Below are 25,064 nucleotides of genomic sequence, written 5' to 3'. Positions count from 1 at the left end.
CCGGCGGCGCGGCGCATCACCCTTTTGCGCATGGCCGCCGGGAAGCGGCGGGCGACGACGGAGCCGAACAGCGATGCGCGCAACGATCATGGCCGCCGCGGCGGCGGTCTGCCTGGCCGGGGCCGCCCCGGCCTGGGCGCCGGTGTCCTTCGACGGATGGGCCGAGCAGCGGTTCTCGCTTTTTTTCGGCAATGAGTGGCGCACGAGGGGAACGTCGCTCGAGGTGCGCGCCGACGGCACGGTCTCGATGCTGTGGTCGCCGCTGCCCGAAGCGGCATGGGGCGCGCGGGCGGCGTCCTGGCGCTGGTCGGTGGCGCGCAGCGTGCCGCCGACGGATCTGACGCGCAGGGGCGGCGACGACCGCAACCTGGCGCTCTATTTCATCTTCATGCCGGCCGAGATCGCCCGCGCCCATCGCGGCAAGGGCATCCGCGCGCTGCTGGACGTCGATGAGGCGCGGGTGCTGATGTATGTCTGGGGCGGCGCGCATCCGCGCGGGGCCGTGCTGCCGACGCCCTATCTGGGCGCGCGCGGGCGCACGGTGGCGCTGCGCCCGGCGGGCGAGGGCGCCTTCGCCGAGCAGGTCGATCTTGACGCCGACCACCGCCGCGCCTTCGGCGCGCCGGCGGCAAGCCTTGTGGGGCTGGCGGTGTCGGCGGACGCCGACGACACCGACTCGGCGCTGCGCGCGCGGCTCGAGGATCTGCGTCTGTCGCCGGTCTCCTCCCTTGCCGGAGGCTGAGGCCCGCCGCCGCGCCTTCCGCGGGGCGGAAAAGCGGCGCGCGACGATGCGCCGCCGCCGCGCGCGGGCGCTTGCGGCTTGGCATGCGGGGAAATTGGTCACATAATCGGACCAATTCTTCGGGCGCGCCCGCGCCCGCCGCTGCGAACGAGGTCCCGCCATGCAGATGCCCGAACCCGACGCCAAGGTGCTTGCCCGGCGCGAGCGCATCCTGGTCCGCCTGGCCGAGGCGCTGCCCGAGGACGCGCTGATCTCGGACCCGGCCGAGACCCGCGCCTATGACTGCGACGCGCTGACCGCCTATGCCTGCGCCCCCATGGCGGTGACGCTGCCGCGCAGCACCGAAGAGGTCAGCGCGGTGATGCGCATCTGCCATGAAGAGGGCGTCAGCGTCATTCCGCGCGGCTCGGGCACCGGGCTGGCGGGGGGCGCGCTGCCCACGGCGGACTCGGTGGTGCTGGGCGTGTCGCGCATGAACCGCGTGCTCGAGGTCTGCCCCGAGGACCGCTTCATCCGCGTCGAGGCCGGGCGCACCAACCTGTCGGTCACCGGCGCGGTCGAGGATCTGGGCTTCTTCTACGCGCCCGACCCCTCGTCGCAGCTGGCCTGCGCCATCGCGGGCAACATCGCCATGAATTCGGGCGGCGCGCACTGCCTGAAATACGGCGTCACCACCAACAACCTTCTGGGCGTCAAGATGGTGCTGGCCGACGGCGAGGTGGTCGAGCTGGGCGGGCCGACGCTCGAGCAGCCGGGGCTGGACCTGCTGGGCGTCGTCTGCGGCTCGGAAGGGCAGCTGGGCGTGGTCACCGAGGCGACGCTGCGCATCCTGCCCCGGCCCGAGGGCGCGCGCCCCATCCTGCTGGCCTTCGACAGCCCGGTCACCGCCGGCGCCTGCGTGGCCGACATCATCCGCGCCGGCGTCCTGCCCGTGGCGATCGAGTTCATGGACCGCCGCATCATTCACCTGACCGAGAATTTCGTCGGCGCGGGCTACCCGCTGGACGCCGAGGCGCTGCTGATCGTCGAGGTCGAGGGCTCGGAGCCCGAGATCGACGAGCAGCTGGCCCGCATCAAGGCCGTGGCCGCCCGGCACGATCCGCTCGAGATGCGCGAAAGCTCGGGGCCCGAGCAGTCGGCCGCCATCTGGAAGGGCCGCAAGGCGGCCTTCGGCGCGACGGGGCAGGTGGCCGACTATCTGTGCATGGACGGAGTCATCCCGACCTCGGCCCTGCCCGACGTGCTGCGCCGCATGGCCGAGCTGTCGGCGCAATACGGGCTGGACGTGGCGAACGTGTTCCACGCCGGCGACGGCAACCTGCACCCGCTCATCATGTTCGACGCCAACGCGCCCGGCCAGCTCGAGAAGGCCGAGCGCCTGGGGGCCGAGATCCTGACCCTGTGCGTCGAGGCCGGCGGCTGCCTGACCGGCGAGCATGGCGTCGGCGTCGAGAAGCGCGATCTGATGACGCGCCAGTATGCGCCCGACGATCTGGATGCGCAGATGCTGGTCAAGGACGTGTTCGATCCCGACTGGATCCTCAACCCGGCCAAGGTCTTCCCGCTCGAAGCCAGCGCGGCGCGACGCGTGCGCAAGGGGGCGGCGGCATGAGCGCCGGGGCCGTTCCGGGGGCGGCGGAAGTCCTGGCCCCCGCCGACGAGGCCGAGCTGGCGGCCATGGTCGCCGACGCCGCCGCGCGCCGCGCGCCGCTGCGCATCCGCGGCGGCGGCACGCGCCTGGCGCTGGGCCGCCCGTCGCAGGCCGCGGCCGAGCTGAGCGTGGCGCGCCTGGGCGGCGTGCGCCTTTACGAGCCCGGCGCGCTGACGATCGTGGCCGCCGCCGGCGCCACCGTGGCCGAGATCGAGGCGACGCTGGCCGCCGAGCGCCAGATCCTGCCCTTCGAACCCATGGATCACCGGCGTCTTCTGGGAACGGACGGCGAGCCGACCATCGGCGGCGCGGCGGCGGTCAACGCCTCGGGGCCGCGCCGCGTGCAGGCGGGGGCGTGCCGCGATCTGATGCTGGGCGTGCGCTTCGTCGACGGGCGCGGCCGGGTCGTCAAGAATGGCGGGCGCGTGATGAAGAACGTCACGGGATACGACCTGGTCAAGCTGATGGCGGGCGCCCATGGCACGCTGGGCGTTCTGACCGAGATCGCCTTCAAGGTGCTGCCCGCGCCCGAATGCGCCGCCACGCTGTGGCTCGAGGGGCTGGAGGACGAAACCGCCATCCGCGCCATGAGCGCCGCGCTGACCTCGCCATGGGATGTGAGCGCGGCGGCGCATCTGTCGGGCGGGCCGACCATGATCCGCCTCGAGGGGCTCGAGGGATCGGTGCGCGCCCGCGCCGAGCGGCTGCGCGAGCGCCTCGCGGCCTTCGGCGACGTCGAAACGGCCGAGGAGGGGCCCCTTTCCTGGCGCGACGTGCGCGATTGCGCCCCCTTCGCCGGGCGGCCTGGCGCGGTGTGGCGCGTGGCGGCGCGGCCGTCGATGGCGGCGGCGGCGGTGGCGCGCCTGCGCGCCGAGCGGCCGGTCGAGGCGCTCTATGACTGGGGCGGCGGGCTGATCTGGCTGCTGACCCCCGAGCAGGACGACGCCGGCGCCGCCCTTGTGCGCGCCGCCGCCGAGGCCGCGCAGGGCCATGCGACGCTTGTGCGCGCGTCCGACGCGGTGCGCGCGGCGGTGGGCGCGTTTCATCCGCGCCCAGGCGCCGACGCGCTGGCCGCCGGGCTGCGCGCGCGCTTCGACCCGGCGGGGGTGCTCAACCCCGGCCTGATGGCGTCATGAGCCGCGTCGCCGCCGCGCGCCCGCATGGCGCGGCCCCGGCCCAGGCCCCGCGCCGCCGCGGCGGGGCGGGCCTGATCTTGCGCGCGTTCGCCCGCCCCCGCGCCGCAGCGCGTGCGGCGCGTGCGGCGCCCGTTTCCGCCCGCCCGCCCGCCGCCTGATCCGAGCGCAGCCGAGGAGCCCCCGATGCAGACCCGCTTCACCCCCGAGCAGCTGGCCGATCCGCGCATCGCCCGCGCCAACCGGATCCTGCGCAGCTGCGTGCATTGCGGCTTTTGCACCGCCACCTGCCCCACCTATCAGGTGCTGGGCGACGAGCTCGACAGCCCGCGCGGGCGCATCTACCTGATCAAGGAGATGCTCGAAAGCGGCCGCGACCCCGATCCGCGCACGGTCAGGCACATCGACCGCTGCCTCAGCTGCCTGGCCTGCATGACCACCTGCCCCTCGGGGGTGAACTACATGCACCTGGTGGACGAGGCCCGCGCCTATATCGAGCGCCGCTACCGCCGGCCGCCCTTCGAGCGGCTGCTGCGCTGGACGCTGGCCTGGATCCTGCCCCATCCGGGCCGCTTCCGCCTGGCGCTGCGCGCCGCGCGGCTGGCGCGGCCCCTTGCGGCGCTGGTCCCCGATGCGCGGCTCAGGGCGATGCTGCGCATGGCCCCGCGCCGCCTGCCGCCGCCCAGCCCGGCCGACGCGCCCCAGGTCTTCGCCGCCCAGGGCGCGCGGCGGGCGCGCGTGGCGCTGATGATCGGCTGCGCCCAGCGCGCGCTCGACCCCGGCATCAACGAGGCGACGATCCGCCTGCTCACCCGCCTCGGCTGCGATGTGGTCGTGCCGCGCGGCGCGGGCTGCTGCGGCGCGCTGGCCCACCACATGGGGCGCGAGCGCGACAGCCACGCCGCCGCCGCCCGCAACATCCGCGCCTTCATGGCCGAGGCGCGCGGCCAGGGCCTTGACGCCGTGGTCGTCAACGCCTCGGGCTGCGGCACGACCGTCAAGGATTACGGCGCGATGTTCGAGGGCGACCCGCTGGCCGAAGACGCCGCCGCCGTCGCGGCCATGGCGCGCGACGTGACCGAGCTTGTCGCCGAGCTGGGCCTGCCCGAGGGCGTCGCCGCGCCGCGCCCGCTGCGGGTGGCCTATCACGCGGCCTGCTCGCTTCAGCACGGGCAGAAGATCACCCGCCAGCCCAAGGCGCTGCTGCGCCAGGCGGGGTTCGAGGTGCTCGAGCCCGCCGACGCGCATCTGTGCTGCGGCTCGGCGGGCACCTACAACCTGCTTCAGCCCGAGATCGCCGAGCAGCTCAAGGCGCGCAAGGTCGCCACGCTCGAGGCCTTGAGCCCCGACGCGATCGCGGCCGGAAACATCGGCTGCATGGTGCAGATCGGCTCGGGATCGCGCGCGCCGGTCGTCCATACGGTCGAGCTGCTGGACTGGGCCACGGGCGGGCCCGAGCCGCGCGCCCTGTCCGCGGGCGGCGCGGCGCAGGCAAGGCAGCCGGGCGGGTTCCGCATGCCGGCCGACGCGCGCTGAAGGTCGGGCGCGCGCCTTCGCCTGCGCGGCGCAGGCGGCCGGGGCGCGGCGCCCCCGAACCCGCGCCAGCCGCCGGCTCGCAGCGCGCGCATGGGCGGGGCTCGGCGCGGCCCATCGCCCGCGATCCGCGGATGGCGCGGCGGGCGGGGGTGCGCCGGACCCGCCGCCATGGCATGATCGCGCCATGCTCGCGAACTGGCGCCCTTGCTCGATCCTTCGCCGCCTTGGCGGCGCCGCCATGGCATGGCTGGCGGCTGCGGCTGCGGCGGCAGCCCCGTTGGGCGCCGCGGCCGCAAGCGACGCGCCGCCAGGCGCGCGCCGCATGGCCAACCCGGACGAGGCGCGCGCCTGGCGGGCGGTCGGGCGGCTCAACCTGGCGGGGCGGGGGTTCTGCACGGCGACGCTTGTCGCGCCCGACCTCATCGCGACCGCGGCGCATTGCCTGCGCCACCCGGTTTCGGGCAGCGCGCTGGCGCCCGAAAGGCTGCATTTCCTTCTTGGCCATGACCGCGGGCGTCATGCGGCGCATCGGCGCGGGCGGGCCGCCCTGTCGCCGCCGGGGGCGTCGGGCCGTGCCGAGGACGTGGCGGTGGTCGTGCTCGACGCCGCGGTCGACGAGGCGCCGCCGCTTGCCCTCGGTCCCTTGTCGGCGGCGACGTCGCCGCTGGCGCTGACGGTCGGCTACGGGGTCGATCGCCCCGAGGCGCTTTCGATCCAGCATGGCTGCCGGATTCTGGCGCGGCGCGGGGCGCTCATGCGCATCGGCTGCGCGGCGCCGCCGGGCTCTTCGGGCGCGCCGCTGATCGCGCGCGGCGCGGCGGGCCCGTTCCTGGCTGGCGTGATCGTGGCGCGCGGCCCGGACGGGCATGCGTTGGCCGTGGCGGCCGAGGCCTTGGCGCCGCTCATCGCCCGCGCGCGCGCCATGGAGGCGGGGCGATGAGGGCGCCGCGCCCGGCCCCGAGCGCCGGCCGCATGCGCGCTCGGGCGCCCGCAGCCGGGGCGGCGCGGCGCAGCTGCGCGCCGGCGCTGACGGCGGCTCGGGCGGTGGCTCGGGCGGCAGCGCTGGGGGCGGCGCTGGCGGCGGGGTCCGCGCTCGGCGCCGGGCCTGAGGCGCCGCCGCGCGGCTGGCCGGCCATCGGGGCCGCGGCGCTGACCGGCGTGGGGCGGCTCGAGGCCGAGGGCGGCGGGCGCTGCACCGCGGCGCTGGTCGCGCCCGCTCTGATCGTCACCGCGGCGCATTGCCTGTTCGACCGGCGCGGCGCGCGGCTGCCCGATGCGCGGCTGCGCTTCCGCGCCGGTGGCGGGCCGGGGGGCGCGGGGGCCGCGCGCGCCATTCGGCGCAGCGCGCTCCTGCCCGGCTATGTCCATGGCGGCGCGCATCCTTCCTACGAGTCGGTCGCCGCCGACCTGGCGCTGGCCGAGCTTGACGCGCCGATCGATCGCGCCGCCGTCGCCCCCCTTGCCCTGGCCGCGCCGGGCGCGCCGCCGGCGCCGGGGGCTACGCTGATCCTTCCGGGGCATGGGGCGGATGGACGGTTGTCGCTTCGGCGGTGCCCGCTCGAGGCGCGCGATGCGCGGATCCTGCGCCTTGGCTGCCGGGCGCCGGCGGGCTTTTCCGGCGCGCCCGTGGTGATGGCGGACGAGGGCGGCGCGCGGGCCGTCGCTATTCTGACCGCCGGCGGCGCGGGCAAAAGCTACGCCGTCGCGCTCGGGCCGGCCTTCGCGGCGCTTCGCGCGGCGTTCGACGCCGGGATCCCCGCACGCAAGACGGCGGCGCCCGGGCGCCCTGGCGCGCAAGGCGCCTGGAAAAGCAGCCGCCCGCCCGCGCGCTGACCCCGCCGCGCGGGGCGGCGGGGAAGTTGGGCCGGTCCTCGGCCCCCGCGCCTCTTGCCGCCGCGCCCGTCATCCCTTGCGCGGGCAGGCCGATCTTCGCGGCGCCGCCGGCCCCCTTCCGGGCGCGCCGCATCGACCGCCCCGCGGGGCGCCCGCAGAGCAGGCGCCGGGCGTCGATGGCCCCGGCCGGAGCGGGCCAGGTCGTCGGCGCGAATTCTGGACGGCGGTCTGCGGGTCGCCAGGCGGTGCGGGCCGAAAGCCGCCGCCGGCGCGCCCCCGCGGCGCGCGCGGCGGGGGCCGCACATGGCCCGCATCGAACGCGGCGGGACGGGGGCCGGCCGCGGGCGCGCCGTTCTTGCGCGGCCGCGCGGGGGCGCCCATATCCATTGCGCCGCCCGGCGCCGCTTTCGGGCCCGGCGGCGCGCAAGGGTCCGTCCGATTCGGAGGACCCGCCATCCTGTCGCTCTGACCGAGGAGAGGAACCAAGATGAGGCACGTCGATTTCACCCCGCTCTACCGCACCACCATCGGTTTCGACCGGCTGGCCAGCCTGCTGGACAACGTTCTGGCCGCCGAGACGGCGCAGGGCGGCTATCCGCCCTACAACATCGAGAAGACCGGCGAGGACGCCTACCGCATCACCGTCGCCGTGGCCGGGTTCTCGGAGGATGAGCTGAGCGTCGAGACCCGCGACGGGCAGCTGACCATCTCGGGCCGCAAGGTCGAGGACGAGCAGGAGCGCGGCCGCACCTTCCTGCATCGCGGCATCGCCGCGCGCGCCTTCGAGAAGCGCTTCCAGCTGGCCGACCATGTGCGCGCCGTGGGCGCCCGGATCGAGAACGGGCTGCTGCATGTGGATCTGGTGCGCGAAGTGCCCGAGGCGCTCAAGCCGCGCCGGATCGAGATCGTGAGCGACGCGCCGCGCAAGGCGGCCATCCGGCACGACGCCCCCGCGGCCGAAGAGGCGCAGGCGGCGCCGAGCGACGCCGCGCCGGCCGAGGCGCCCGCCCAGGCCTGACGGCTTCGCCGCGCGAGCCGGGGTCCGCGTCGGGCCCCCGCTCCAGCCGCTTGATGCGCGCGCCGTGGGGCGGCCATCGGTCGTTGTTGCGGCCTGAGGCGCGCACAGCTTTGGGCGCGGCGATGCGCGGTCGGGCCGAGGCGGCGCCGGGGCCCGCCCGCCATGCATCGCCGCCCGTTCGCCCCCCTTCGGCGCGGCGCGGGCGGTCCGGCGCCCGCCGCGGCGCGATCGTGCGGGCGCGCCCTGCGGCGGTCTGCGCGCATGCGCCCGCGGCGCGCGCGTTCGTTCCCGTTCATCGAGGATCGCCTGGCCGGTGCGCGCTTCGGCGCCCGCCGGCTCGCCGCCCCGTCGCCGCCGTTTCATCGCTTCCGAAGGGATCGGGCGGCGACTTGCGAGAACCGGCGCCGAGCGGTGAGCCGGCGCATGGGCGCCGCACCATCGGCAAGGTCTGGGCGGGGAAGACCCTTTTCAGCCCTCCCAGGTCACATCGCCGACGAAGATGTAGCCCGCGCCGTAGATGGTGCGGATCAGCTTGGGGTTCTTGGGGTCGTCGCCCAGCTTGGTCCGCAGGCGCGAGACCCGCACGTCGATGGCGCGGTCGAACCCTTCGCCGGCGCCCCCGCCGATGCGGTCCTGGATCTGCGCGCGCGAGAGCAGCCGGTTGGGCGTTTCAAGGAACAGCCGCAGGATCTCGCCCTCGGCGCGCGACAGCCGCGCCTCGGCGCCGTCGGGGGCGGTCAGCGCATGGCCGTCGAAATCGACGCTCCAGCCGCCGAAGCGCGCGCGGCTGCGCCGGCCGGGGTTGGCGGCGCGCTCGCCCCGGCGCAGCAGAACGCGGATGCGGGCCACGACCTCGGCGGGGTCGAAGGGTTTGACGATGTAGTCGTCGGCGCCCAGCTCGAGCCCGGCGACCTTGTCCTGCACCCCGCGCCGGCCCGAGACGATCATCACGAGCGCGCCCTGCTCCTGCGCCAGCTTGTAGACAAGGGCCAGCCCGTCCTTGTCGGGCAGGCCCAGATCGACCAGGCACAGCGCCGGGCGCAGGCGGGGCAGGGCGTGCTCGAAGCTGGCGGCGGTCGAGAAGCCGCGCATGCGCAGCCCCGCCCCCTCGAGCGCGCCGCGCAGGATCTCCAGCACCTCGGGTTCGTCGTCCAGAACGGCGATCAGCGGGGCGTCGGTCATGCGGGCTCCGTCGCGGACCGCGCAAGCAGGGCGCGCAGCTGCTCGGCGGCGAAGGGTTTGTCCAGCGTCGCGAACCGGCCGCGCGCGCGCCGTCGCTCGGGCGCGTCGGGCGGCAGGCCCGTGGTCAGGATCACGCCAAGGCCGGGGCGCAGGGCGGTCAGGCGCTCGGCCAGCTCGACGCCGCTCATCCCCGGCCCCATGTCGATGTCCGAGACGACCAGCCCCACCTCCTCGACGCGGCGCGCCAGTTCGAGCGCCTCTTCGCCGTCGGCGGCCTCGAGCACCGGCCAGCCGGCCTCCTGCAGCGTCTCGCGCACCATGCGGCGCAGCTCGGGGTCGTCGTCGGCGACCAGCGCCAGCCCGCCGATGGCGGCCGGCAGGGCGGGGCCGGGGGCGATGCGCTCGAACTCGTCCGGCGCGCCGAGGGGCAGCGTCAGCGTCACCGCCGCGCCGGCGCCGGGCGCGCTGCGGATGGTCAGCTCGCCGCCCGCGCCCTGCGCGAAGCCGTAGACCATCGACAGCCCAAGGCCCGAGCCGTTGCGCCCCTTGGTGGTGAAGAAGGGCTCGAAGGCGCGCTCGCGCGCCTCGGGGTCGAAGCCCGGGCCGTTGTCGCGCACCGTGATCGACAGTTGCCCGTCGGCGACGGCGGCGGCGATCATGATCTCGCCGCCCTCGGGGCCCTCGGGGCGCGCGGCGACGGCGTCGCGCGCGTTCAGCAGCAGGTTCAGAACCGCGTCCTGCAGCTGGCCGGCGTCGAGCCAGGCGGGCGGCAGCATGGCGGGCACGTCGCGCGTGATGGACACTCCCGGCGGCGCCGAGGGGGCGAAGATCTCGACCAGGCCGTTGAGCAGATCGGCCACGTCCACGCGCGCGCGCCGCTGCTCGCGCTCGGCGGCGATCGAGGACAGGCGGTCGATCAGCTGCGCCCCCCGGCGCGCCGCGGCGCGGGTGCGCTCGGCCGCGTCGCGGACCGCGTCGGGCAGGGGGCCGGCGTCGAGGATGCGGCCCTGAAGGCCCAGGATCACCGTCAGCAGGTTCGAGAAGTCATGCGCCAGGCCCCGGGTCAGCTGCGCGGCGGCCTGCATCTTCTTCGATTGAAGCAGCGCCGCCGCCGCGCGGCTTTCCTCGGTCACGTCCAGCGACAGGATGTAGACGCCGCGCACGGCGCCGTCGGGTTCGCGCACCGGGGTGAAGACGCAGCGCACCTCGGCCTCTTCGCCGTCGGCGCGGCGGAACTGGAAGGCGCAGCGCGTCTGCTCGCCGGCGAAGGCGCGGTCGAGGGCGGGGCGGATCTTGTCGAACACCTCGGCGCCCAGCACCTGGGGCATGGGGCGGCCGACGATCTCGGCGGGCGCGGCGCCGGGGCCCAGCACCGCCTCGATGCGCTTGTTGGAATAGCGGTAGACGTAGTCGCGCTTGACGTAGGCGATGTGCGCGGGGGTCGTCTCGGTGGCCAGGCGCGCGCGCGCCTCCGAGCGCATCAGCGCGCGCTGCGTCTCGATCAGCGCGGCGTTGGCGGCGGCCAGCTCGCGGTTGGCGCGCGCAAGATTGGCCGAGTGCGCCAGAAGCTGCTCGGACAGGTCTTCCGAGCGCGCGCGCAAGAGCCGCTCTTGCCGGCGGTAATGGGTGATGTCGGTGTAGACCGCGATCCAGCCGCCCTGCGCCAGCGGGTGACCCTCGATCGAGATGGTCATGCCGTTGGGGCGGTCGCGCTCGAAATAGTGCGGCTCGAAGGCGCGGGCGCGCTCGACGCGGTGGCGCACGATCTCGTCCACGGGGCCGGGGCCGTATTCGCCGCGCTCGGCCATGAAGCGGATGATGTCCTCGAAGCGCGCGCCGCGGCGCACGAGCTCGGGCGGCAGGTCGAACATCTCGGTGAAGCGGGCGTTCCAGCCCACAAGGCGCAGCTGCGCGTCGAAGATGGTCAGCGCCTGCTGGATCAGGTTGAAGCCGGCCTCGATCAGCGCCGGATCGGCGGCGGGGATGTCGGCCGCGTCGTCGCGCCCCAGCCCCTGCCCATGCCCCTGCCCATGCGCCTGCCCCGACGCCTGCCCGTGCGCAGGGTCGTGCGCAGGGTCGCGCGCCGCCGGCCGTTCGGCGCCGGCGCCGTCGGGCCCGCGCGGCGGCGGGGCGGGATATGCGCCATCATGCTGGGCCATGCTCTTGCGCTAGCACCATGCCCGCGCGTTCGTAAAGCGCGGCGAGGGGCTTGTTGCAATTCGTTGCAATGCTGAAAAACTGGCGCAAGACTCGGGCGCTTTAAGTGGGGCGCAGAACGCGCGCCGGGCCGCGGCCGCGGGGCAAGCGCAAGTCGGCGCTTGACCTTTTCGGGCCCGCGCGGGTTACTTGCACCCGGCGGCCCGGCCGCCGAGACAGGGAGCGGGACGCGCGCGAAGAACGCGCATCCGAGGGAGGACATCGCCGTGACAAGAGGCGCCGCGCTGGACAGCGCGCTCGACACCTTTCCGAAGCTGCTGGAGGACAACGCCCGCCGCTTCGGCGACCGGCCCGCGAATCGCGAGAAGGAATTCGGCATCTGGCAGAGCTGGACCTGGCGCGAGGTGCGCGACGGCACGCGCGCGCTGGCGATGGGCTTCATGGCGCTGGGGCTCGAGCCGGGCGAGCATGTGGCCATCATCGGCAAGAACAGGCCCAAGCTCTACTGGTCCATGATCGCCTCGCAGTATTGCGGCGCCACCCCCGTGCCGGTGTATCAGGACGCCGTGGCCGAAGAGATGGCCTTCGTGCTCGAACACGCCGAGGTCGTCTTCGCCGTGTGCGAGGATCAGGAGCAGGTGGACAAGGTGCTGGCGGTCAAGGACCGTCTGCCCAAGCTGCGCCACGTCATCTATCTGGACCCGCGCGGCCTGCGCAAATACGACCACACCACGCTGCACAGCATGGAGCATGTCGAGCGCCTGGGGCAGGACCGCCGCGCCGAGCTCGAGCCGCGCATCGACGCGATCCGCGACGCGGGCAAGGGCTCGGACACCTGCGTGATGCTCTACACCTCGGGCACCACGGGCCGCTCGAAGGGCGTGGTGCTGTCGAACGACAACGTCATCGTCACCGCCCGCGGCGCGGCGCAGTTCGACGACCTGCGCGAGACCGACAGCGTGCTGGCCTATCTGCCCATGGCGTGGGTGGGCGACTTCGTGTTTTCGGTGGGGCAGGCCTATGTGGTGGGCTTCTGCGTCAGCTGCCCCGAAAGCCAGGAGACGATGATGGCCGACCTCAAGGAGATCGGCCCGACCTACTTCTTCGCGCCGCCGCGCATCTTCGAGACGATCCTGACCAACGTCGCCATCCGCATGGAGGATGCGGGCCGCGTCAAGAAATGGCTCTACGACGTGTTCATGGCCCATGCGAAGAAGGTCGGCCCCGACATCCTCGACGGCAAGCCGGTCGGGCTGGGGGCGCGGCTGAAATACTGGCTGGGCGAGCTGCTGATCTACGGCCCGCTCAAGAACGTGCTGGGCTTCAGCAACGTGCGCGTGGGCTACACGGCGGGCGAGGCGATCGGCCCCGAGATCTTCCAGTTCTACCGCTCGCTGGGCATCAACCTCAAGCAGCTCTACGGCCAGACCGAGGCGACGGTGTTCATCACCATCCAGCCCGACGGCCAGGTGCGCGCCGACACGGTCGGCGTGCCGGGGCCGGGGGTCGAGATCCGCATCGCCGACAATGGCGAGGTGTTCTACCGCTCGCCCGGCGTGTTCCAGGAATACTACAAGAACCCCGAAAGCACGGCCGACACCAAGGACGCCGAAGGCTGGGTGGCGACGGGCGACGCGGGCTTCATCGATCCCGAGTCCGGCCAGCTGCGCATCATCGACCGCGCCAAGGACGTGGGCAAGATGGCCGACGGGTCGATGTTCGCGCCCAAGTTCGTCGAGAACAAGCTCAAGTTCTACCCGCCGATCCTCGAGGCGGTGGTGTTCGGCGCCGGGCGCGACCGCTGCGTGGCCTTCATCAACATCGACATGGCCGCGGTGGGCAACTGGGCCGAGCGCAACAACATCGCCTACGCCTCGTATCAGGAGCTGGCCGCCCATCCGCAGGTCTACGCCTGGGTGCAGAAGTGCATCGAGGAGGTCAACCGCGACGTGGCGCAGGATCCGATGCTGTCGGGCTGCCAGATCCACCGCTTCCTGATCCTGCACAAGGAGCTGGACGCCGACGACGGCGAGATGACCCGCACGCGCAAGGTGCGCCGGCGCATCGTCGAGGAGCGTTACAAGCCGCTCATCGACGCGCTCTACGCCGGCGAGCCGTCGGCCTACATCGAGACCGAAGTCACCTACGAGGACGGCCGCAAGGGCAAGATCGCGGCCACGCTCGAGCTGCGCGACGTCGCCGTGTTCGAGCGTCGGAGCGAGCAAGGGAGGGACGCCGCATGACCCATACAGTCGCCGAGGCCGCTTCCGACGACCTCGAATACGCCGTCAAGGAGATTCAGCACGGCATCCCGCCGCGCGTCATCGGCGAGCCGGTGATGGAGATGAAGCACATCACGCTGCGCTTCGGCGGCGTGACGGCGATCAAGGACATCTCGTTCGACATCCGCGAGGGCGAGATCCGCGCCATCATCGGCCCCAACGGCGCGGGCAAGTCCTCGATGCTGAACGTCATCAACGGCTTCTATCACCCGCAGGAGGGCGAGATCTGGTTCCGCGGCAAGAAGCGCGGGCCGATGAAGCCGCACGAGATCGCCCGCCAGGGCATCGCGCGCACCTTCCAGAACATCGCCCTGTTCAAGGGCATGACCACGCTCGACAACATCATGACCGGGCGCATGACGCTGATGAAGACCGGCATGCTCAGCCAGCTGTGGTGGTGGGGCCGCGCCCAGGCCGAAGAGATCGAGCACCGCGAGAAGGTCGAGCGCATCATCGACTTTCTCGAGATCCAGCACATCCGCAAGACGCCCGTCGGCCGCCTGCCCTACGGCCTGCAGAAGCGCGTCGAGCTGGGCCGCGCCCTGGCGGCCGAGCCCAAGCTGCTGCTGCTGGACGAGCCGATGGCCGGCATGAACGTCGAGGAGAAGGAGGACATGTGCCGCTTCATCCTCGACGTGAACGACGAATTCGGCACCACCATCGCCCTGATCGAGCACGACATGGGCGTGGTGATGGACATCGCGGACCGGGTGGTCGTGCTGGACTACGGCAAGAAGATCGGCGACGGCACGCCCGACGAGATCCGCAACAATCAGGAAGTGATCGACGCCTATCTCGGCGTGAGCCACGATTGAGGACGCGCTGATGAGCCCCGTATTTCTCAACACCCTTGAAGTGATCCTGAACGGCCTGATGGCCGGGGTCATGTATTCGCTCGTCGCCCTGGGCTTCGTGCTCATCTACAAGGCGTCAGGCATCTTCAACTACGCGCAGGGCGTGATGGCGCTGTTCGCGGCGCTGACGCTGGTCGGGCTGCAGACGGGGCAGGTGCCCTTCTCGCACCTGATCAACGCCATCTTCGGGACCGAGGTGCATCACTTCGGCTGGGAGCTGCCCGCGCTGGTCGCCATCGTGCTGACGCTGGGCGTGATGGTGATCTTCGCCATCCTGGTCGAGCGGCTGGTGCTGCGGCACCTGGTCGGGCAGGAGCCGATCATCCTCTTCATGGCCACCATCGGCCTGGCCTACTTCATGGAAGGCTTCGGCGACCTGATGTGGGGCTCGGACATCAAGAAGCTGGACGTGGGGCTGCCCTCGGGCGGGTCGTTCTGGCTCGAGGACGTCACCCGCGGCTGGGCGGCCGAGGGCGCCGACTATTACGGCATGTATATCGACCTGCTGGACGTGTGGGCGGCGATCGTGGCCACCATTCTGGTCGTGTCGCTGACGCTGTTCTCGCAATACACCAAGACCGGCCGCGCGCTGCGCGCGGTGGCCGACGACCACCAGGCGGCGCTGTCGGTGGGCATCGACCTGCGCACGATCTGGGTCATCACCTGGGCCATCGCGGGCTTCGTGGCGCTGGTGGCGGGCGTGATGTGGGGCGCCAAGTCGGGCGTGCAGTTCTCGCTGTCTCTGATCGCGCTCAAGGCGCTGCCGGTGCTGATGCTGGGCGGCTTCACCTCGATCCCCGGCGCCATCGTCGGCGGGCTGATCATCGGCGTGGGCGAGAAGCTGTTCGAATACGCGATCGGTCCCATGCTGGGCGGCGCGACCGAGAACTGGTTCGCCTACGTGCTGGCGCTGCTGTTCCTCGTCTTCCGGCCGCAGGGCCTGTTCGGCGAAAAGATCATCGAGAGGGTCTGAGACCATGTTTTACCGCGAGGCCGGCGACTTCAAGACGAACTACGCCGACGACAGCCAGACCTTTCCCATCGCCTTCGACCGCAAGGCCTACTACGCGGCCATGTTCGTGGCCTTCTGCGTGATCCCGCTGGTCATCAACAGCTACTGGGAGAAATCGGTGCTCGTGCCGTTCCTGGTGTGGAGCATCGCGGCGCTGGGCCTGAACATCCTGACCGGCTATTGCGGACAGGTCAGCCTGGGCACGGGCGGCTTCATGGCCGTGGGCGCGTTCGCCGCCTACAAGCTGATGACCGCCTTCCCCGAGCTCAACATCTTCTTCGTCGTGTTCCTGTCGGGCGGGATCACCGCGCTGGTCGGGATCGCCTTTGGCCTGCCCTCGCTGCGGATCAAGGGGTTCTACCTGGCGGTGGCGACGCTGGCGGCGCAGTTCTTCCTGGTCTGGCTCTTCAACAAGGTGCCGTGGTTCTACAACTACTCGGCCTCGGGGCAGATCACCGCGCCCGAGCGCACGGTCTTCGGCGTCATCGTGACGGGGCCGAACGCGCCCAGCTGGGCCACCTACCTGTTCTGCCTGACGATCCTGTTCCTGCTGGCCTGGGGCGCGCGCAACCTGACGCGCGGGCGCATCGGCCGCAGCTGGATGGCGATCCGCGACATGGACATCGCCGCCGAGATCATCGGCGTCGATCCGCTCAAGGCCAAGCTCAGCGCCTTCGGCGTGTCGTCCTTCTACATCGGCGTCGCGGGCGCGCTGTTCTTCGCGTCCTATCTGGGCGCGGCCGAGGTGACCGAGGCCTTCGGCATCAACCAGTCCTTCCTCGTGCTGTTCATGATCATCATCGGCGGCCTCGGCTCGATCTTCGGCAGCTTCGCCGGCGCGGCCTTCATGGTGCTGATGCCCGTGGCGCTGAAGAACCTGCTGGTCGGGGGGCTTGGCTGGCCGACCGACATCGCCGCCCATCTCGAACTGACCATCGTGGGCGCGCTGATCATCTTCTTTCTCATCGTCGAGCCGCACGGTCTGGCCCAGCTCTGGCGCCTGACGAAGGAGAAGCTGCGCCTGTGGCCCTTCCCCTACTGAGGGGGCGGGCCCGCACGGGCGCCAACCATCCGACCCCGGATTCGCCGGGGCGTTTCAACCGTCGAAATCCCAAGGGAGGCAACGACATGAAATTCACCAAAGTCACCGCGCTGGCGGCGGCGGCCATCCTCAGCGCCGCGCCCGCCATGGCGGATCTGGTGTTCCCCTCGCTCAGCTACCGCACGGGGCCCTACGCCGCCAACGGCATCCCCTTCGCCGACGGCTACGCCGACTACTTCACCCTGCTCAACGAGCGCGACGGCGGCATCGGCGGCGTGAAGATCAAGCTGATCGAGTGCGAGACCGGCTACAACACCCAGAAGGGCGTCGAGTGCTACGAGGCCACCAAGGGCGAAGGCGCGCTGCTCTACCAGCCGCTGTCCACGGGCATCACCTACCAGCTGATCCCCAAGGCGACCTCGGACGGCATCCCGCTGCACACCATGGGCTATGGCCGCACCTCGGCCGCGAACGGCAAGGTCTTCCCCTGGGTGTTCAACTACCCGGGCACCTACTGGGATGCGGCGTCGATCATCATCGAGCACCTGCTTGACGAGAACGGCGGCAGCCTCAAGGGCAAGAAGATCGCGCTGCTGTATCACAACTCGGCCTATGGCAAGGAGCCGATCCGCACCCTCGAGGAGCTGTCCAAGAAGCACGGCTTCGAGCTGATGCTGCTGCCGGTCGATCACCCCGGTCAGGAGCAGAAGTCGCAGTGGCTGCAGATCCGCCGCGCGCGCCCCGACAACGTCATCATGTGGGGCTGGGGCGTGATGAACCAGGTCGCCATCCAGGAGGCCGTGAACATCCGCTATCCGATGGATCACTTCATCGGCGTCTGGTGGTCGGGCTCGGAGAACGACGTGAAGCCCGCCGGCGAGGGCGCCGACGGCTACAAGGCCGTCACCTTCCACAATGTCGGCGCGAACTACCCGATCTTCGATGACCTGAAGAAATACGTCATCGACGCGGGCAAGGCCGCGGGCGCGGGCGATCAGGTCGGCACGGTGCTTTACAACCGCGGCCTCTACGCGGCCATGCTGGCGGCCGAGGCCGCGCGCACCGCGCAGAAGATCCACGGCGTGAAGCAGATCACGGCGGCCATGATGCGCGACGGCATGGAGGCGCTGCAGGTCGATCAGGCCCGCATGGCCGAGCTGGGCCTGCCGAATTTCGGCCCCGAGATCCACGTCACCTGCGCCAACCATGGCGGCCCGGGCCTGGGCGCCATCCAGCAGTGGGACGCGAAGGCCGGCCAGTGGAAGCTGATCACCGACTTCATGCCCGCCGATCGCGAGGTGGTGGACCGCCTGATCGAGGAAGACTCGATGGCCTACGCCAAGGAAGCGGGCATCACGCCGCGCGACTGCAAGTGATCCGCGGCGCGCCCGGCCGGTCCGGGCGCGCGACGCCAACAACGTGCCGAGCGCCCCGGCGCTCGGCGCATCAAGGTCGAGACAGGCTTCGCGGCGCGCAGGAACGCGACGCGGCAAGGGAGGGCGCTTCATGACCCAGGCGAGCGCGCAGCGCGGAGAAACGCTGCTCGAGGTGAACAACATCGAGGTCATCTACAACCACGTGATCCTCGTGCTGAAGGGCGTCAGCCTGAGCGTGCCCAAGGGCGGCATCACCGCGCTTCTGGGCGGCAACGGCGCGGGCAAGACGACGACGCTCAAGGCGATCTCGAACCTGCTGCAGTCCGAGCGCGGCGAGGTCACCAAGGGCTCGATCACCTATCGCGGCCAGAAGATCCAGGACCGCAGCCCCTCGGACCTGGTGCGCACCGGCGTCATCCAGGTGATGGAGGGCCGCCACTGCTTCGAGCACCTGACCATCGAGGAAAACCTGCTGACCGGCGCCTACACGCGGCGCGACGGCGCGGCGGCCATCCGCCAGGACCTCGAAATGGTCTACAGCTATTTCCCCCGCCTCAAGGAGCGCCGGCGCAGCCAGGCGGGCTACACCTCGGGCGGCGAGCAGCAGATGTGCGCCATCGGCCGGGCGCTGATGTCGCGCCCCGAGACCATTCTGCTGGACGAGCCGAGCATGGGCCTGGCGCCGCAGCTGGTCGAGGAGATCTTCGAGATCGTGCGCGATCTGAACGAGAAAGAGGGCGTTTCCTTCCTTTTGGCCGAGCAGAACACCAACGTCGCCTTGCGCTACGCGCATTATGGCTACATCCTCGAGAACGGGCGCGTCGTCATGGACGGCGCGGCCGCGGAACTGCGCGAGAACCAGGACGTGAAGGAATTCTATCTTGGCATGTCGGAGCAGGGCCGCAAGAGTTTCCGCGACGTGCGCTCGTATCGTCGCCGCAAGCGTTGGCTGAACTGAAAAGGCTCGCCGCCGTCGCCGGCCGCCGGGCTCGAGGGAGAGATCGAACACCATGTATCGTGCGCTTACCGTGTCACTGGCCCTTGCGTTGGGCTGCGTCTCCGCCGCGCGGGCGGACATCGTGCTGGCCGATCTGTCCTACCGGACCGGTCCCTATGCGAACAACGGCATCCCCAGCTCGGACGGCTTCAACGACTACATCACCCTTCTGAACGAGCGCGACGGCGGCATCGAGGGCGAGAAGATCCGCGTCGTGCCCTGCGAGTTCGGCTACAACACCCAGAAGGGCGTCGAGTGCTACGACAAGATGAAGGCGGCCGGCGCGCTTTCGATCCAGCCGCTCTCGACGGGCGTCACCTACGGCATCATTCCCAAGTCCATGGCCGACGGCATTCCCGTCCTGACCACGGGCTACGGGCGCACCTCGGCGGCGGATGGCGAGGTGTTCTCGACCATCTTCAACCCGCCCGCCAACTACTGGCAGGCCGCCGACGCCCAGATCCGCTTCATCAAGGAGCAGGAGGGCTCGCTGCGCGGCAAGAAGATCGCGCTGGTCTACCACAACTCGCCCTACGGCAAGGAGCCGATCCCCACGCTCGAGGCCCTGGCCAGGCGCGAAGGCTTCGAGCTGCAGTTCTATCCCATCGACCACCCCGGCGCCGAGCAGGCCGCCGACTGGGACAAGCTCAAGGCCGCCGCGCCCGACTGGGTCCTGCTGTGGGGCTGGGGCGTGATGAACCCGACCGCGCTGCGCGAGGCGCGCCGCGTCAAGTTCCCCATCGACCACATCATCGGCGTGTGGTGGTCGGCCAACGAGACCGACGTCAAGTCGATCGGCCGGCGCGCGAACGGCTACAAGGCGGTGAACTTCCACGCCGTGGGCACCGAGTTCCGCATCTACAACGACATGAACGAATACGTCTACTTCGCCGGCAAGGCGCGCGGCGAGGCGGACAATCTGGGCACGGTCCTCTACAACCGCGGCATCCTGACGGCCATCCTGGTCACCGAGGCCGCGCGCACGGCCATGAAGATCCACGGCACCACCAAGCTGACGCCGCAGATGATGCGCGACGGCTTCGAGAACCTGAACATCACCGAAGAGCGCATGGCCGAGATCGGCATGGAGGGCTTCGTGCCGCCCTTCTCCCTCAGCTGCGCCAATCACGGCGGCTCGGGCCGCGTGACGGTCAACGAGTGGGACGCGCGCCTGCGCGGCTGGCGCCAGATCGCCGACTATTACGAGCCCGACATGTCGATCATCGGTCCCATGATCAAGGCCGACGCCGACAAGTTCGCCAAGGAGAACGGCATAAAACGCCGCAAATGCCGCTGAGGCGGGGCCCCTGGGCGCCGCCGTCCGGCGCGGCCGGGCGGCGCGCCGCTTCGGGCGCGTCGCGGCGGCGGGCGGCCTCGCCACAGGAAACGACCCCGGAGAACGCCTGATGTCAGAATATTACGACGCGCTCGAAACCCGCTCGGCCGACGAGCGGGCGGCCGACATCGCCCGCGCCCTGCCGCGCCAGATCGCCAACGCCAAGGCGAACGCGCCGGCCATGGCCGCGCTCCTGGCCGATGTGGACCCGGACGCCATCGACAGCGTCGAGAAGCTGGCCGCCCTGCCGGTGCTGCGCAAGTCCGAGCTCGTCGCCCGGCAGAAGGAGGCGCCCCCCTTCGGCGGCTTCGCCGCCCGCCCCGTGACCGCCATGCGCCATGTCTTCCAGTCGCCCGGGCCGATCTACGAGCCCGGCCACGACGCGCGCGACTGGTGGCGCATGGGCCGCTTCCTGCACGCCGCGGGCATCGGTCCGGGCGACATCGTGCAGAACTGCTTCTCGTATCACCTCGTCCCGGCCGGCATGATCTTCGAGAACGGCGCCGCGGCGGTGGGCGCCACGGTGCTGCCCGCCGGCGTCGGCCAGACCGAGCTGCAGGCGCGCGCCGCGGCCGATGTCGGCGTCACCGCCTATGCCGGCACCCCCGATTTCCTCAAGATCATCCTCGAGAAGGCCGACGCGCTGGGCCTGGACCTGAGCCGCCTGACCAAGGCGGTCGTCGGCGGCGGCGCGCTGTTCCCCTCGCTGCGGCAGGAATACGCCGATCGCGGCATCTTGTGCCTGCAATCCTACGCCACGGCCGATCTGGGCAACATCGCCTATGAGAGCCGCGCCATGGAGGGCATGATCGTGGACGAGGGCGTGATCGTCGAGATCGTGCGCCCCGGCACCGGCGATCCGGTTCCCGAGGGCGAGGTGGGCGAGGTGGTCGTGACCACGCTCAACCCCGATTACCCCCTCATCCGCTTCGCCACCGGCGATCTGTCGGCGGTCCTGCCCGGGCAAAGCCCCTGCGGGCGCACGAACATGCGCATCAAGGGCTGGATGGGCCGCGCCGACCAGACGACCAAGATCAAGGGCATGTTCGTGCGCCCCGAGCAGGTCGCCGAGCTGGTCGCCCGCCACCCCGAGATCATCCGCGCCCGCGTCGTCGCCACGCGCGAGAACGAGCGCGACGTGATGACCGTGCGCATCGAGACCGAGCGCCGCACCGACGATTTCGCCGCGCAGCTGGCGCGCTCGGTGAACGAGACGCTCAAGCTCTCGGGCGCGGTCGAGCTGGTCGCCCCCGGAACCCTGCCCAATGACGGCAAGGTGATCGAGGACGCGCGCAGCTACGACTGAGCGGCATTCGCGCTTGACCGCGGCCGCCCGGCGCCCTGCCATGGGCGTCGGGCTTGTTCGCGCGAGGGGGCGGGAATGCACGAGGTCGAGAAGGTCTTCACCAGCCATTGGGGCGCCTTTCGCCTGCGCGCCAGGGGCGGGCGCCTGACGCAGGCGCTTCCCTTCGCCGCCGATCCCGACCCGTCGGACATCGCGCGGGCGGTCCCGGCGGCGGTGCATCACCGCAGCCGCGTGGCGCGCCCCTCGGTGCGGCGCTCGTGGCTCGAGGGGCGGCCGGGCGCGCGGGCGGGGCGCCTGCGCGGGCGCGAGGGCTTCGTCGAGCTGCCATGGGACGAGGCGCTGGACCTTGCCGCGCAGGAGATCGACCGCGTGCGCCGCGACCATGGCCCCGAGGCGATCTATGGCGGCTCCTATGGCTGGGGCAGCGCGGGGCGCTTTCACCACGCGCAAAGCCAGGTGCATCGCTTTCTGAGCTGCATCGGCGGCTATGTGTCCAGCTTCGCCAGCTATTCGACCGGCGCGGCGCAGGCGATCATCCCGCATGTGCTGGGCATGGAGTTCCTGCGCCTGACCTGGGAGGAGCAGAACGCCTGGCCCATGATCGCCGAGAACACCCGCACCATGGTCATGTTCGGCGGCGTCAACCGCAAGAACGCGCAGGTCAGCATGGGCGGGGTGACGCGGCACGAGGTGGGCGGCTGGCTCGAGCGCCTGTCGCGCGCGGGGGCGCGGCTGGTCAATGTCGGCCCCCAGCGCGCAGACGCGCCCGAATTTTGCGAGTGGCTGCCCCTTGCGCCGGGAACGGATGTGGCGCTGATGCTGGCGCTGGCCTGGACGCTGGAGGATGAGGGGCTGACCGACCGCGCGTTCCTCGCGCGTTGCGCGACGGGCTACGAGCGGCTGCGCGATTATCTGACCGGCGCCGCCGACGGCCAGCCCAAGACGCCCGAATGGGCCGCGCCGATCTGCGGCGTCGCGCCCGAGCGCATCCGCGCGCTGGCGCGGCGCATGGCCTCGACGCGCACGCTCATCACCGTGGCGTGGTCGCTGCAGCGCGCGCGCCATGGCGAACAGCCCTACTGGATGGCCGTCGCCCTGGCGGCGATGCTGGGGCAGATCGGCCTGCCCGGCGGCGGGGTGGGCTTCGGCTACGGCGCGATCGGCGGCGTGGGCGCGGCGATCAGGCGGCTTGGGGGCATGACGCTGCCGCAGCCGCCCAACCCGGTGCGCGACTTCATTCCCGTGGCGCGCATCGCCGACATGCTGCTCGACCCGGGCGGCCGTTTCGAGTTCAACGGCCGCGTCATGCGCTATCCCGACATCCGTCTGGTCTATTGGTGCGGCGGCAACCCGTTCCATCACCATCAGGACCTGGGGCGCCTCTCGCGCGCGTGGACGCGCCCCGAGACCATCATCGTTCACGAGCCCTGGTGGACGGCGACCGCGCGCCGCGCCGACATCGTCTTTCCCGCGACCACGCCCTACGAGCGCGAGGACATCGGCCGCGCCGGCGCCGATCCGTTCCTGTTCCACATGCCCGCCATGATCCCGCCCGTGGCCGAGGCGCGCAACGACTACGACATCTTCGCCGCGCTGGCCGCGCGGCTGGGCGAGGCCGAGCGCTTCACCGAGGGGCGCGACGCGGCGGGCTGGATCGCGCATCTTTACGAGCGCTTCCGCCAGCAGGCTGCGGCCGAGGGCGTCGAGGTTCCCACCCTGGACGAGCTGCGCGCGCGCGGCTGGGTCGAGCTGCCCATCGCCGGCGCCGAGCATGCGCGCGTTCCCTTCGCCCGCTTCCGCGCCGACCCCGAGGCCGCGCCCCTGGGCACGCCCTCGGGGCGGATCGAGCTGTTCTCCGAGCGCATCGCCGCCTTCGGCTATGACGACTGCCCCGGCCACCCGGCCTGGCTGGCCCCCGACGACGATCTGCCGGCCGAACGCTACCGCCTGAAGCTGCTGTCGCCGCAGCCGGCGGACAAGCTGCACAGCCAGCTGGAATGCGCGCTGGCCGACGCGCCGGGCGCGCGCCCCCAGACGGTGCGCCTGCACCCGTCCGAGCTGCATGCGCGCGGCTTGCGCGACGGGGCGCTGGCGCGGGTGTTCAACGATCGCGGCGCGACGCTGGCGCGGGTGCGCGCCGATCCGGGCGTGGTTCCGGGCGTGGCCGTGCTGCCGACGGGGGCCTGGTTCGACCCGGGCCCGGACGGAACCGACCGGCAGGGCAACCCGAACGCGCTGACCCGCGACCTCGGCACCTCGCGGCTGGGGCAGGGCAGCAGCGCGCATACCGCCCGCGTCGAGATCGCCCCGCTCGAGACGGCGGCGGGCGGCTAGGGGCGCTCAGCCCTCGCGCGCGGCGCGGGCCCAGGCGCGGATCAGCGTGCGCTCTTCGGGTTCCATGAAGCTGACGTTGGCGGGGGGCATGGCGCGGGTCAGCCCGGCCTGAAGCTCGATCATCCGGCCCCAGCGGGCGATCTGCTCGGGCGTCTCAAGCTCGACGCCGCGCGGGGCGACGGGGATCCCCTCCCAACCCGGCTCGGCGGCGTGGCACATGGAGCAGCGCGCGCTCACCACCTCGACCGCCTGCGCGAAGCCCTCGGCCTCGGCCCAGCGGCGGGCCTCGGACGACAGGGCGGCGTCCTCGGCCGCGGCGCGCTCGTCGCCGGGGCCCAGCGTCGAAAGCCAGACCGCCGCCGCGAACAGCGCCGCCGTCGCGCCCCATGTCCACCACGGCCTGCGCCCGGTCGCGTGCATGGTGTTGAAGAAGTGCCGGATGGTGACGCCCATCAGGAACACCAGCGCCGCGATGGCCCAGTTCCACTCGGCCGCGAAGGCCAGCGGATAGTGGTTGGACAGCATCATGAACACGACCGGCAGCGTCAGGTAGTTGTTGTGCGTCGAGCGCTGCTTGGCGATGCGCCCGTATTCGGGATCGGGCGTGCGCCCGGCGCGCAGATCGGCCACCACGATCTTCTGGTTCGGGATGATGACCAGAAAGACGTTGGCCGACATGATCGTCGCCGTCAGCGCGCCCAGATGCAGGAACGCCGCGCGGCCCGAGAACACCTGCGCATAGCCCCACGCCGCCGCGACCAGAACGACGTAGAGCGCCAGCATCAGCCCCACGTCCCGCGACCCGAGGCGCGAGCGGCACAGCCCGTCATAGATCAGCCAGCCCGCCGCCAGCGAGCCCGCCGACAGCGCGATCGCGCCCCAGCGCGGCAGGTCGGCGCGCTCGGGGTCGATCAGGAACAGGTCCGCGCTTCCGTAATAGACCAGCGACAGCAGCGCGAAGCCCGACAGCCAGGTGGCGTAGCTTTCCCACTTGAACCAGGTCAGGTGCTGGGGCAGCGCGGGGGGCGCGACCATGTATTTGCGGATGTGGTAGAAGCCGCCGCCATGGACCTGCCATTCCTCGCCCTTGACGCCCTCGGGCATGTCGGGCGCCCGGCGCAGGCCCAGGTCCAGCGCGATGAAGTAGAATGACGAGCCGATCCACGCGATCGCCGTCACCACATGCAGCCAGCGCAGGGCGAACTCGGCCCAATGGATCAGCAGCGCGGCGTCGGGCATGGCGTCCTCCTGTTCGGGCGGCGGCCGGGCGTGC

Annotated in this window: 19 protein-coding genes; 16 read left to right on the top strand and 3 right to left on the bottom strand. The window is 71.8% G+C overall.

From position 1 onward, the window contains the following. Window positions 1-73: 73 nt before the first annotated feature. The 7 genes from LY05_RS12080 (at window position 74) to LY05_RS12050 (ending at window position 7,913) form a co-directional block, all read left to right on the top strand. Window positions 74-742 (top strand): DUF3047 domain-containing protein, encoded by a 669-nt coding sequence (locus LY05_RS12080; protein ID WP_148923329.1) that lies wholly within the window; start codon window positions 74-76, stop codon window positions 740-742. Window positions 743-902: 160 nt separating this feature from the next. Next, entirely contained in the window at window positions 903-2,354 is a 1,452-nt protein-coding gene (locus LY05_RS12075; protein ID WP_148923328.1) for an FAD-linked oxidase C-terminal domain-containing protein, read from the top strand. 32 nt (window positions 2,355-2,386) lie between these two features. Next, a complete protein-coding gene (locus tag LY05_RS12070; RefSeq protein ID WP_148923353.1) occupies window positions 2,387-3,529 on the top strand; it encodes an FAD-binding protein in 1,143 nt (380 codons plus the stop codon). Window positions 3,530-3,712: 183 nt separating this feature from the next. After that, window positions 3,713-5,062 carry a glycolate oxidase subunit GlcF gene (gene glcF, locus LY05_RS12065; protein ID WP_148923327.1) on the top strand — a complete coding sequence of 450 codons (1,350 nt, stop codon included), beginning with the start codon at window positions 3,713-3,715 and terminating at the stop codon, window positions 5,060-5,062. A gap of 322 nt (window positions 5,063-5,384) precedes the next feature. Continuing rightward, window positions 5,385-6,002: a trypsin-like serine peptidase gene (locus LY05_RS12060; protein ID WP_170258994.1), complete on the top strand. Its 618-nt coding sequence runs from the start codon at window positions 5,385-5,387 to the stop codon at window positions 6,000-6,002. Window positions 6,003-6,106: 104 nt separating this feature from the next. Further along, on the top strand, window positions 6,107-6,895 hold the full coding sequence (locus LY05_RS12055; protein ID WP_072747757.1) for a trypsin-like serine peptidase: 789 nt from the start codon (window positions 6,107-6,109) through the stop codon (window positions 6,893-6,895). Window positions 6,896-7,382: 487 nt separating this feature from the next. Then, window positions 7,383-7,913: an Hsp20 family protein gene (locus LY05_RS12050; protein ID WP_148923324.1), complete on the top strand. Its 531-nt coding sequence runs from the start codon at window positions 7,383-7,385 to the stop codon at window positions 7,911-7,913. A gap of 468 nt (window positions 7,914-8,381) precedes the next feature. Here LY05_RS12050 and LY05_RS12045 read toward each other — a convergent pair whose 3' ends face one another. Further along, window positions 8,382-9,095: a response regulator transcription factor gene (locus LY05_RS12045; protein WP_148923323.1), complete on the bottom strand. Its 714-nt coding sequence runs from the start codon at window positions 9,093-9,095 to the stop codon at window positions 8,382-8,384. Further along, window positions 9,092-11,254 carry a hybrid sensor histidine kinase/response regulator gene (locus LY05_RS12040; protein ID WP_211356327.1) on the bottom strand — a complete coding sequence of 721 codons (2,163 nt, stop codon included), beginning with the start codon at window positions 11,252-11,254 and terminating at the stop codon, window positions 9,092-9,094. The genes LY05_RS12045 and LY05_RS12040 overlap by 4 nt, the downstream gene beginning before the upstream one ends. 264 nt (window positions 11,255-11,518) lie before the next feature. Between LY05_RS12040 and LY05_RS12035 the strand changes: the two genes are divergently transcribed. The 9 genes from LY05_RS12035 (at window position 11,519) to LY05_RS11995 (ending at window position 23,791) form a co-directional block, all read left to right on the top strand. Beyond that, complete coding sequence (locus tag LY05_RS12035) at window positions 11,519-13,495, top strand: AMP-binding protein (protein WP_072747754.1); 1,977 nt, start codon at window positions 11,519-11,521, stop codon at window positions 13,493-13,495. Window positions 13,496-13,590: 95 nt separating this feature from the next. Further along, window positions 13,591-14,349, top strand: a complete 759-nt coding sequence (locus tag LY05_RS12030; protein WP_245728523.1) for an ABC transporter ATP-binding protein — start codon at window positions 13,591-13,593, stop codon at window positions 14,347-14,349. A gap of 10 nt (window positions 14,350-14,359) precedes the next feature. Next, entirely contained in the window at window positions 14,360-15,361 is a 1,002-nt protein-coding gene (locus tag LY05_RS12025; protein WP_148923321.1) for a branched-chain amino acid ABC transporter permease, read from the top strand. Between the two features lie 4 nt (window positions 15,362-15,365). Further along, window positions 15,366-16,442: a branched-chain amino acid ABC transporter permease gene (locus LY05_RS12020; RefSeq protein WP_148923320.1), complete on the top strand. Its 1,077-nt coding sequence runs from the start codon at window positions 15,366-15,368 to the stop codon at window positions 16,440-16,442. A gap of 86 nt (window positions 16,443-16,528) precedes the next feature. Continuing rightward, window positions 16,529-17,818 (top strand): ABC transporter substrate-binding protein, encoded by a 1,290-nt coding sequence (locus LY05_RS12015; RefSeq protein ID WP_148923319.1) that lies wholly within the window; start codon window positions 16,529-16,531, stop codon window positions 17,816-17,818. Between the two features lie 130 nt (window positions 17,819-17,948). Further along, a complete protein-coding gene (locus LY05_RS12010) occupies window positions 17,949-18,776 on the top strand; it encodes an ABC transporter ATP-binding protein (RefSeq protein WP_072747750.1) in 828 nt (275 codons plus the stop codon). Window positions 18,777-18,828: 52 nt separating this feature from the next. After that, window positions 18,829-20,112 carry an ABC transporter substrate-binding protein gene (locus tag LY05_RS12005; protein WP_148923318.1) on the top strand — a complete coding sequence of 428 codons (1,284 nt, stop codon included), beginning with the start codon at window positions 18,829-18,831 and terminating at the stop codon, window positions 20,110-20,112. 109 nt (window positions 20,113-20,221) lie between these two features. Beyond that, a complete protein-coding gene (locus LY05_RS12000; RefSeq protein ID WP_148923317.1) occupies window positions 20,222-21,457 on the top strand; it encodes a phenylacetate--CoA ligase family protein in 1,236 nt (411 codons plus the stop codon). A gap of 75 nt (window positions 21,458-21,532) precedes the next feature. Continuing rightward, window positions 21,533-23,791: a molybdopterin-dependent oxidoreductase gene (locus LY05_RS11995; protein ID WP_148923316.1), complete on the top strand. Its 2,259-nt coding sequence runs from the start codon at window positions 21,533-21,535 to the stop codon at window positions 23,789-23,791. A gap of 6 nt (window positions 23,792-23,797) precedes the next feature. Here LY05_RS11995 and LY05_RS11990 read toward each other — a convergent pair whose 3' ends face one another. Further along, a complete protein-coding gene (locus tag LY05_RS11990; RefSeq protein WP_148923315.1) occupies window positions 23,798-25,030 on the bottom strand; it encodes a urate hydroxylase PuuD in 1,233 nt (410 codons plus the stop codon). Window positions 25,031-25,064 lie beyond the last annotated feature (34 nt).

The sequence above is a fragment of the Oceanicella actignis genome, from assembly GCF_008124525.1.
Classification (GTDB): Bacteria; Pseudomonadota; Alphaproteobacteria; order Rhodobacterales; family Rhodobacteraceae; genus Oceanicella; species Oceanicella actignis.
The sequence above is the reverse complement of the archived record's forward strand: the minus strand, read 5'-3'. Positions and strand labels throughout refer to the sequence as shown.

What these genes read in the sequence shown, in the direction of transcription:
- LY05_RS12045 (WP_148923323.1), bottom strand. Translation starts at nt 9,095, where the DNA reads ATGACCGACGCCCCGCTGATCGCCGTTCTGGACGACGAACCCGAGGTG.
- LY05_RS12010 (WP_072747750.1), top strand. Translation starts at nt 17,949, where the DNA reads ATGACCCAGGCGAGCGCGCAGCGCGGAGAAACGCTGCTCGAGGTGAAC.
- LY05_RS12050 (WP_148923324.1), top strand. Translation starts at nt 7,383, where the DNA reads ATGAGGCACGTCGATTTCACCCCGCTCTACCGCACCACCATCGGTTTC.
- glcF (WP_148923327.1), top strand. Translation starts at nt 3,713, where the DNA reads ATGCAGACCCGCTTCACCCCCGAGCAGCTGGCCGATCCGCGCATCGCC.
- LY05_RS12000 (WP_148923317.1), top strand. Translation starts at nt 20,222, where the DNA reads ATGTCAGAATATTACGACGCGCTCGAAACCCGCTCGGCCGACGAGCGG.
- LY05_RS12075 (WP_148923328.1), top strand. Translation starts at nt 903, where the DNA reads ATGCAGATGCCCGAACCCGACGCCAAGGTGCTTGCCCGGCGCGAGCGC.
- LY05_RS12060 (WP_170258994.1), top strand. Translation starts at nt 5,385, where the DNA reads ATGGCCAACCCGGACGAGGCGCGCGCCTGGCGGGCGGTCGGGCGGCTC.
- LY05_RS12030 (WP_245728523.1), top strand. Translation starts at nt 13,591, where the DNA reads ATGGAGATGAAGCACATCACGCTGCGCTTCGGCGGCGTGACGGCGATC.
- LY05_RS11990 (WP_148923315.1), bottom strand. Translation starts at nt 25,030, where the DNA reads ATGCCCGACGCCGCGCTGCTGATCCATTGGGCCGAGTTCGCCCTGCGC.
- LY05_RS12015 (WP_148923319.1), top strand. Translation starts at nt 16,529, where the DNA reads ATGAAATTCACCAAAGTCACCGCGCTGGCGGCGGCGGCCATCCTCAGC.
- LY05_RS12040 (WP_211356327.1), bottom strand. Translation starts at nt 11,254, where the DNA reads ATGGCCCAGCATGATGGCGCATATCCCGCCCCGCCGCCGCGCGGGCCC.
- LY05_RS11995 (WP_148923316.1), top strand. Translation starts at nt 21,533, where the DNA reads ATGCACGAGGTCGAGAAGGTCTTCACCAGCCATTGGGGCGCCTTTCGC.
- LY05_RS12080 (WP_148923329.1), top strand. Translation starts at nt 74, where the DNA reads ATGCGCGCAACGATCATGGCCGCCGCGGCGGCGGTCTGCCTGGCCGGG.
- LY05_RS12005 (WP_148923318.1), top strand. Translation starts at nt 18,829, where the DNA reads ATGTATCGTGCGCTTACCGTGTCACTGGCCCTTGCGTTGGGCTGCGTC.
- LY05_RS12020 (WP_148923320.1), top strand. Translation starts at nt 15,366, where the DNA reads ATGTTTTACCGCGAGGCCGGCGACTTCAAGACGAACTACGCCGACGAC.
- LY05_RS12025 (WP_148923321.1), top strand. Translation starts at nt 14,360, where the DNA reads ATGAGCCCCGTATTTCTCAACACCCTTGAAGTGATCCTGAACGGCCTG.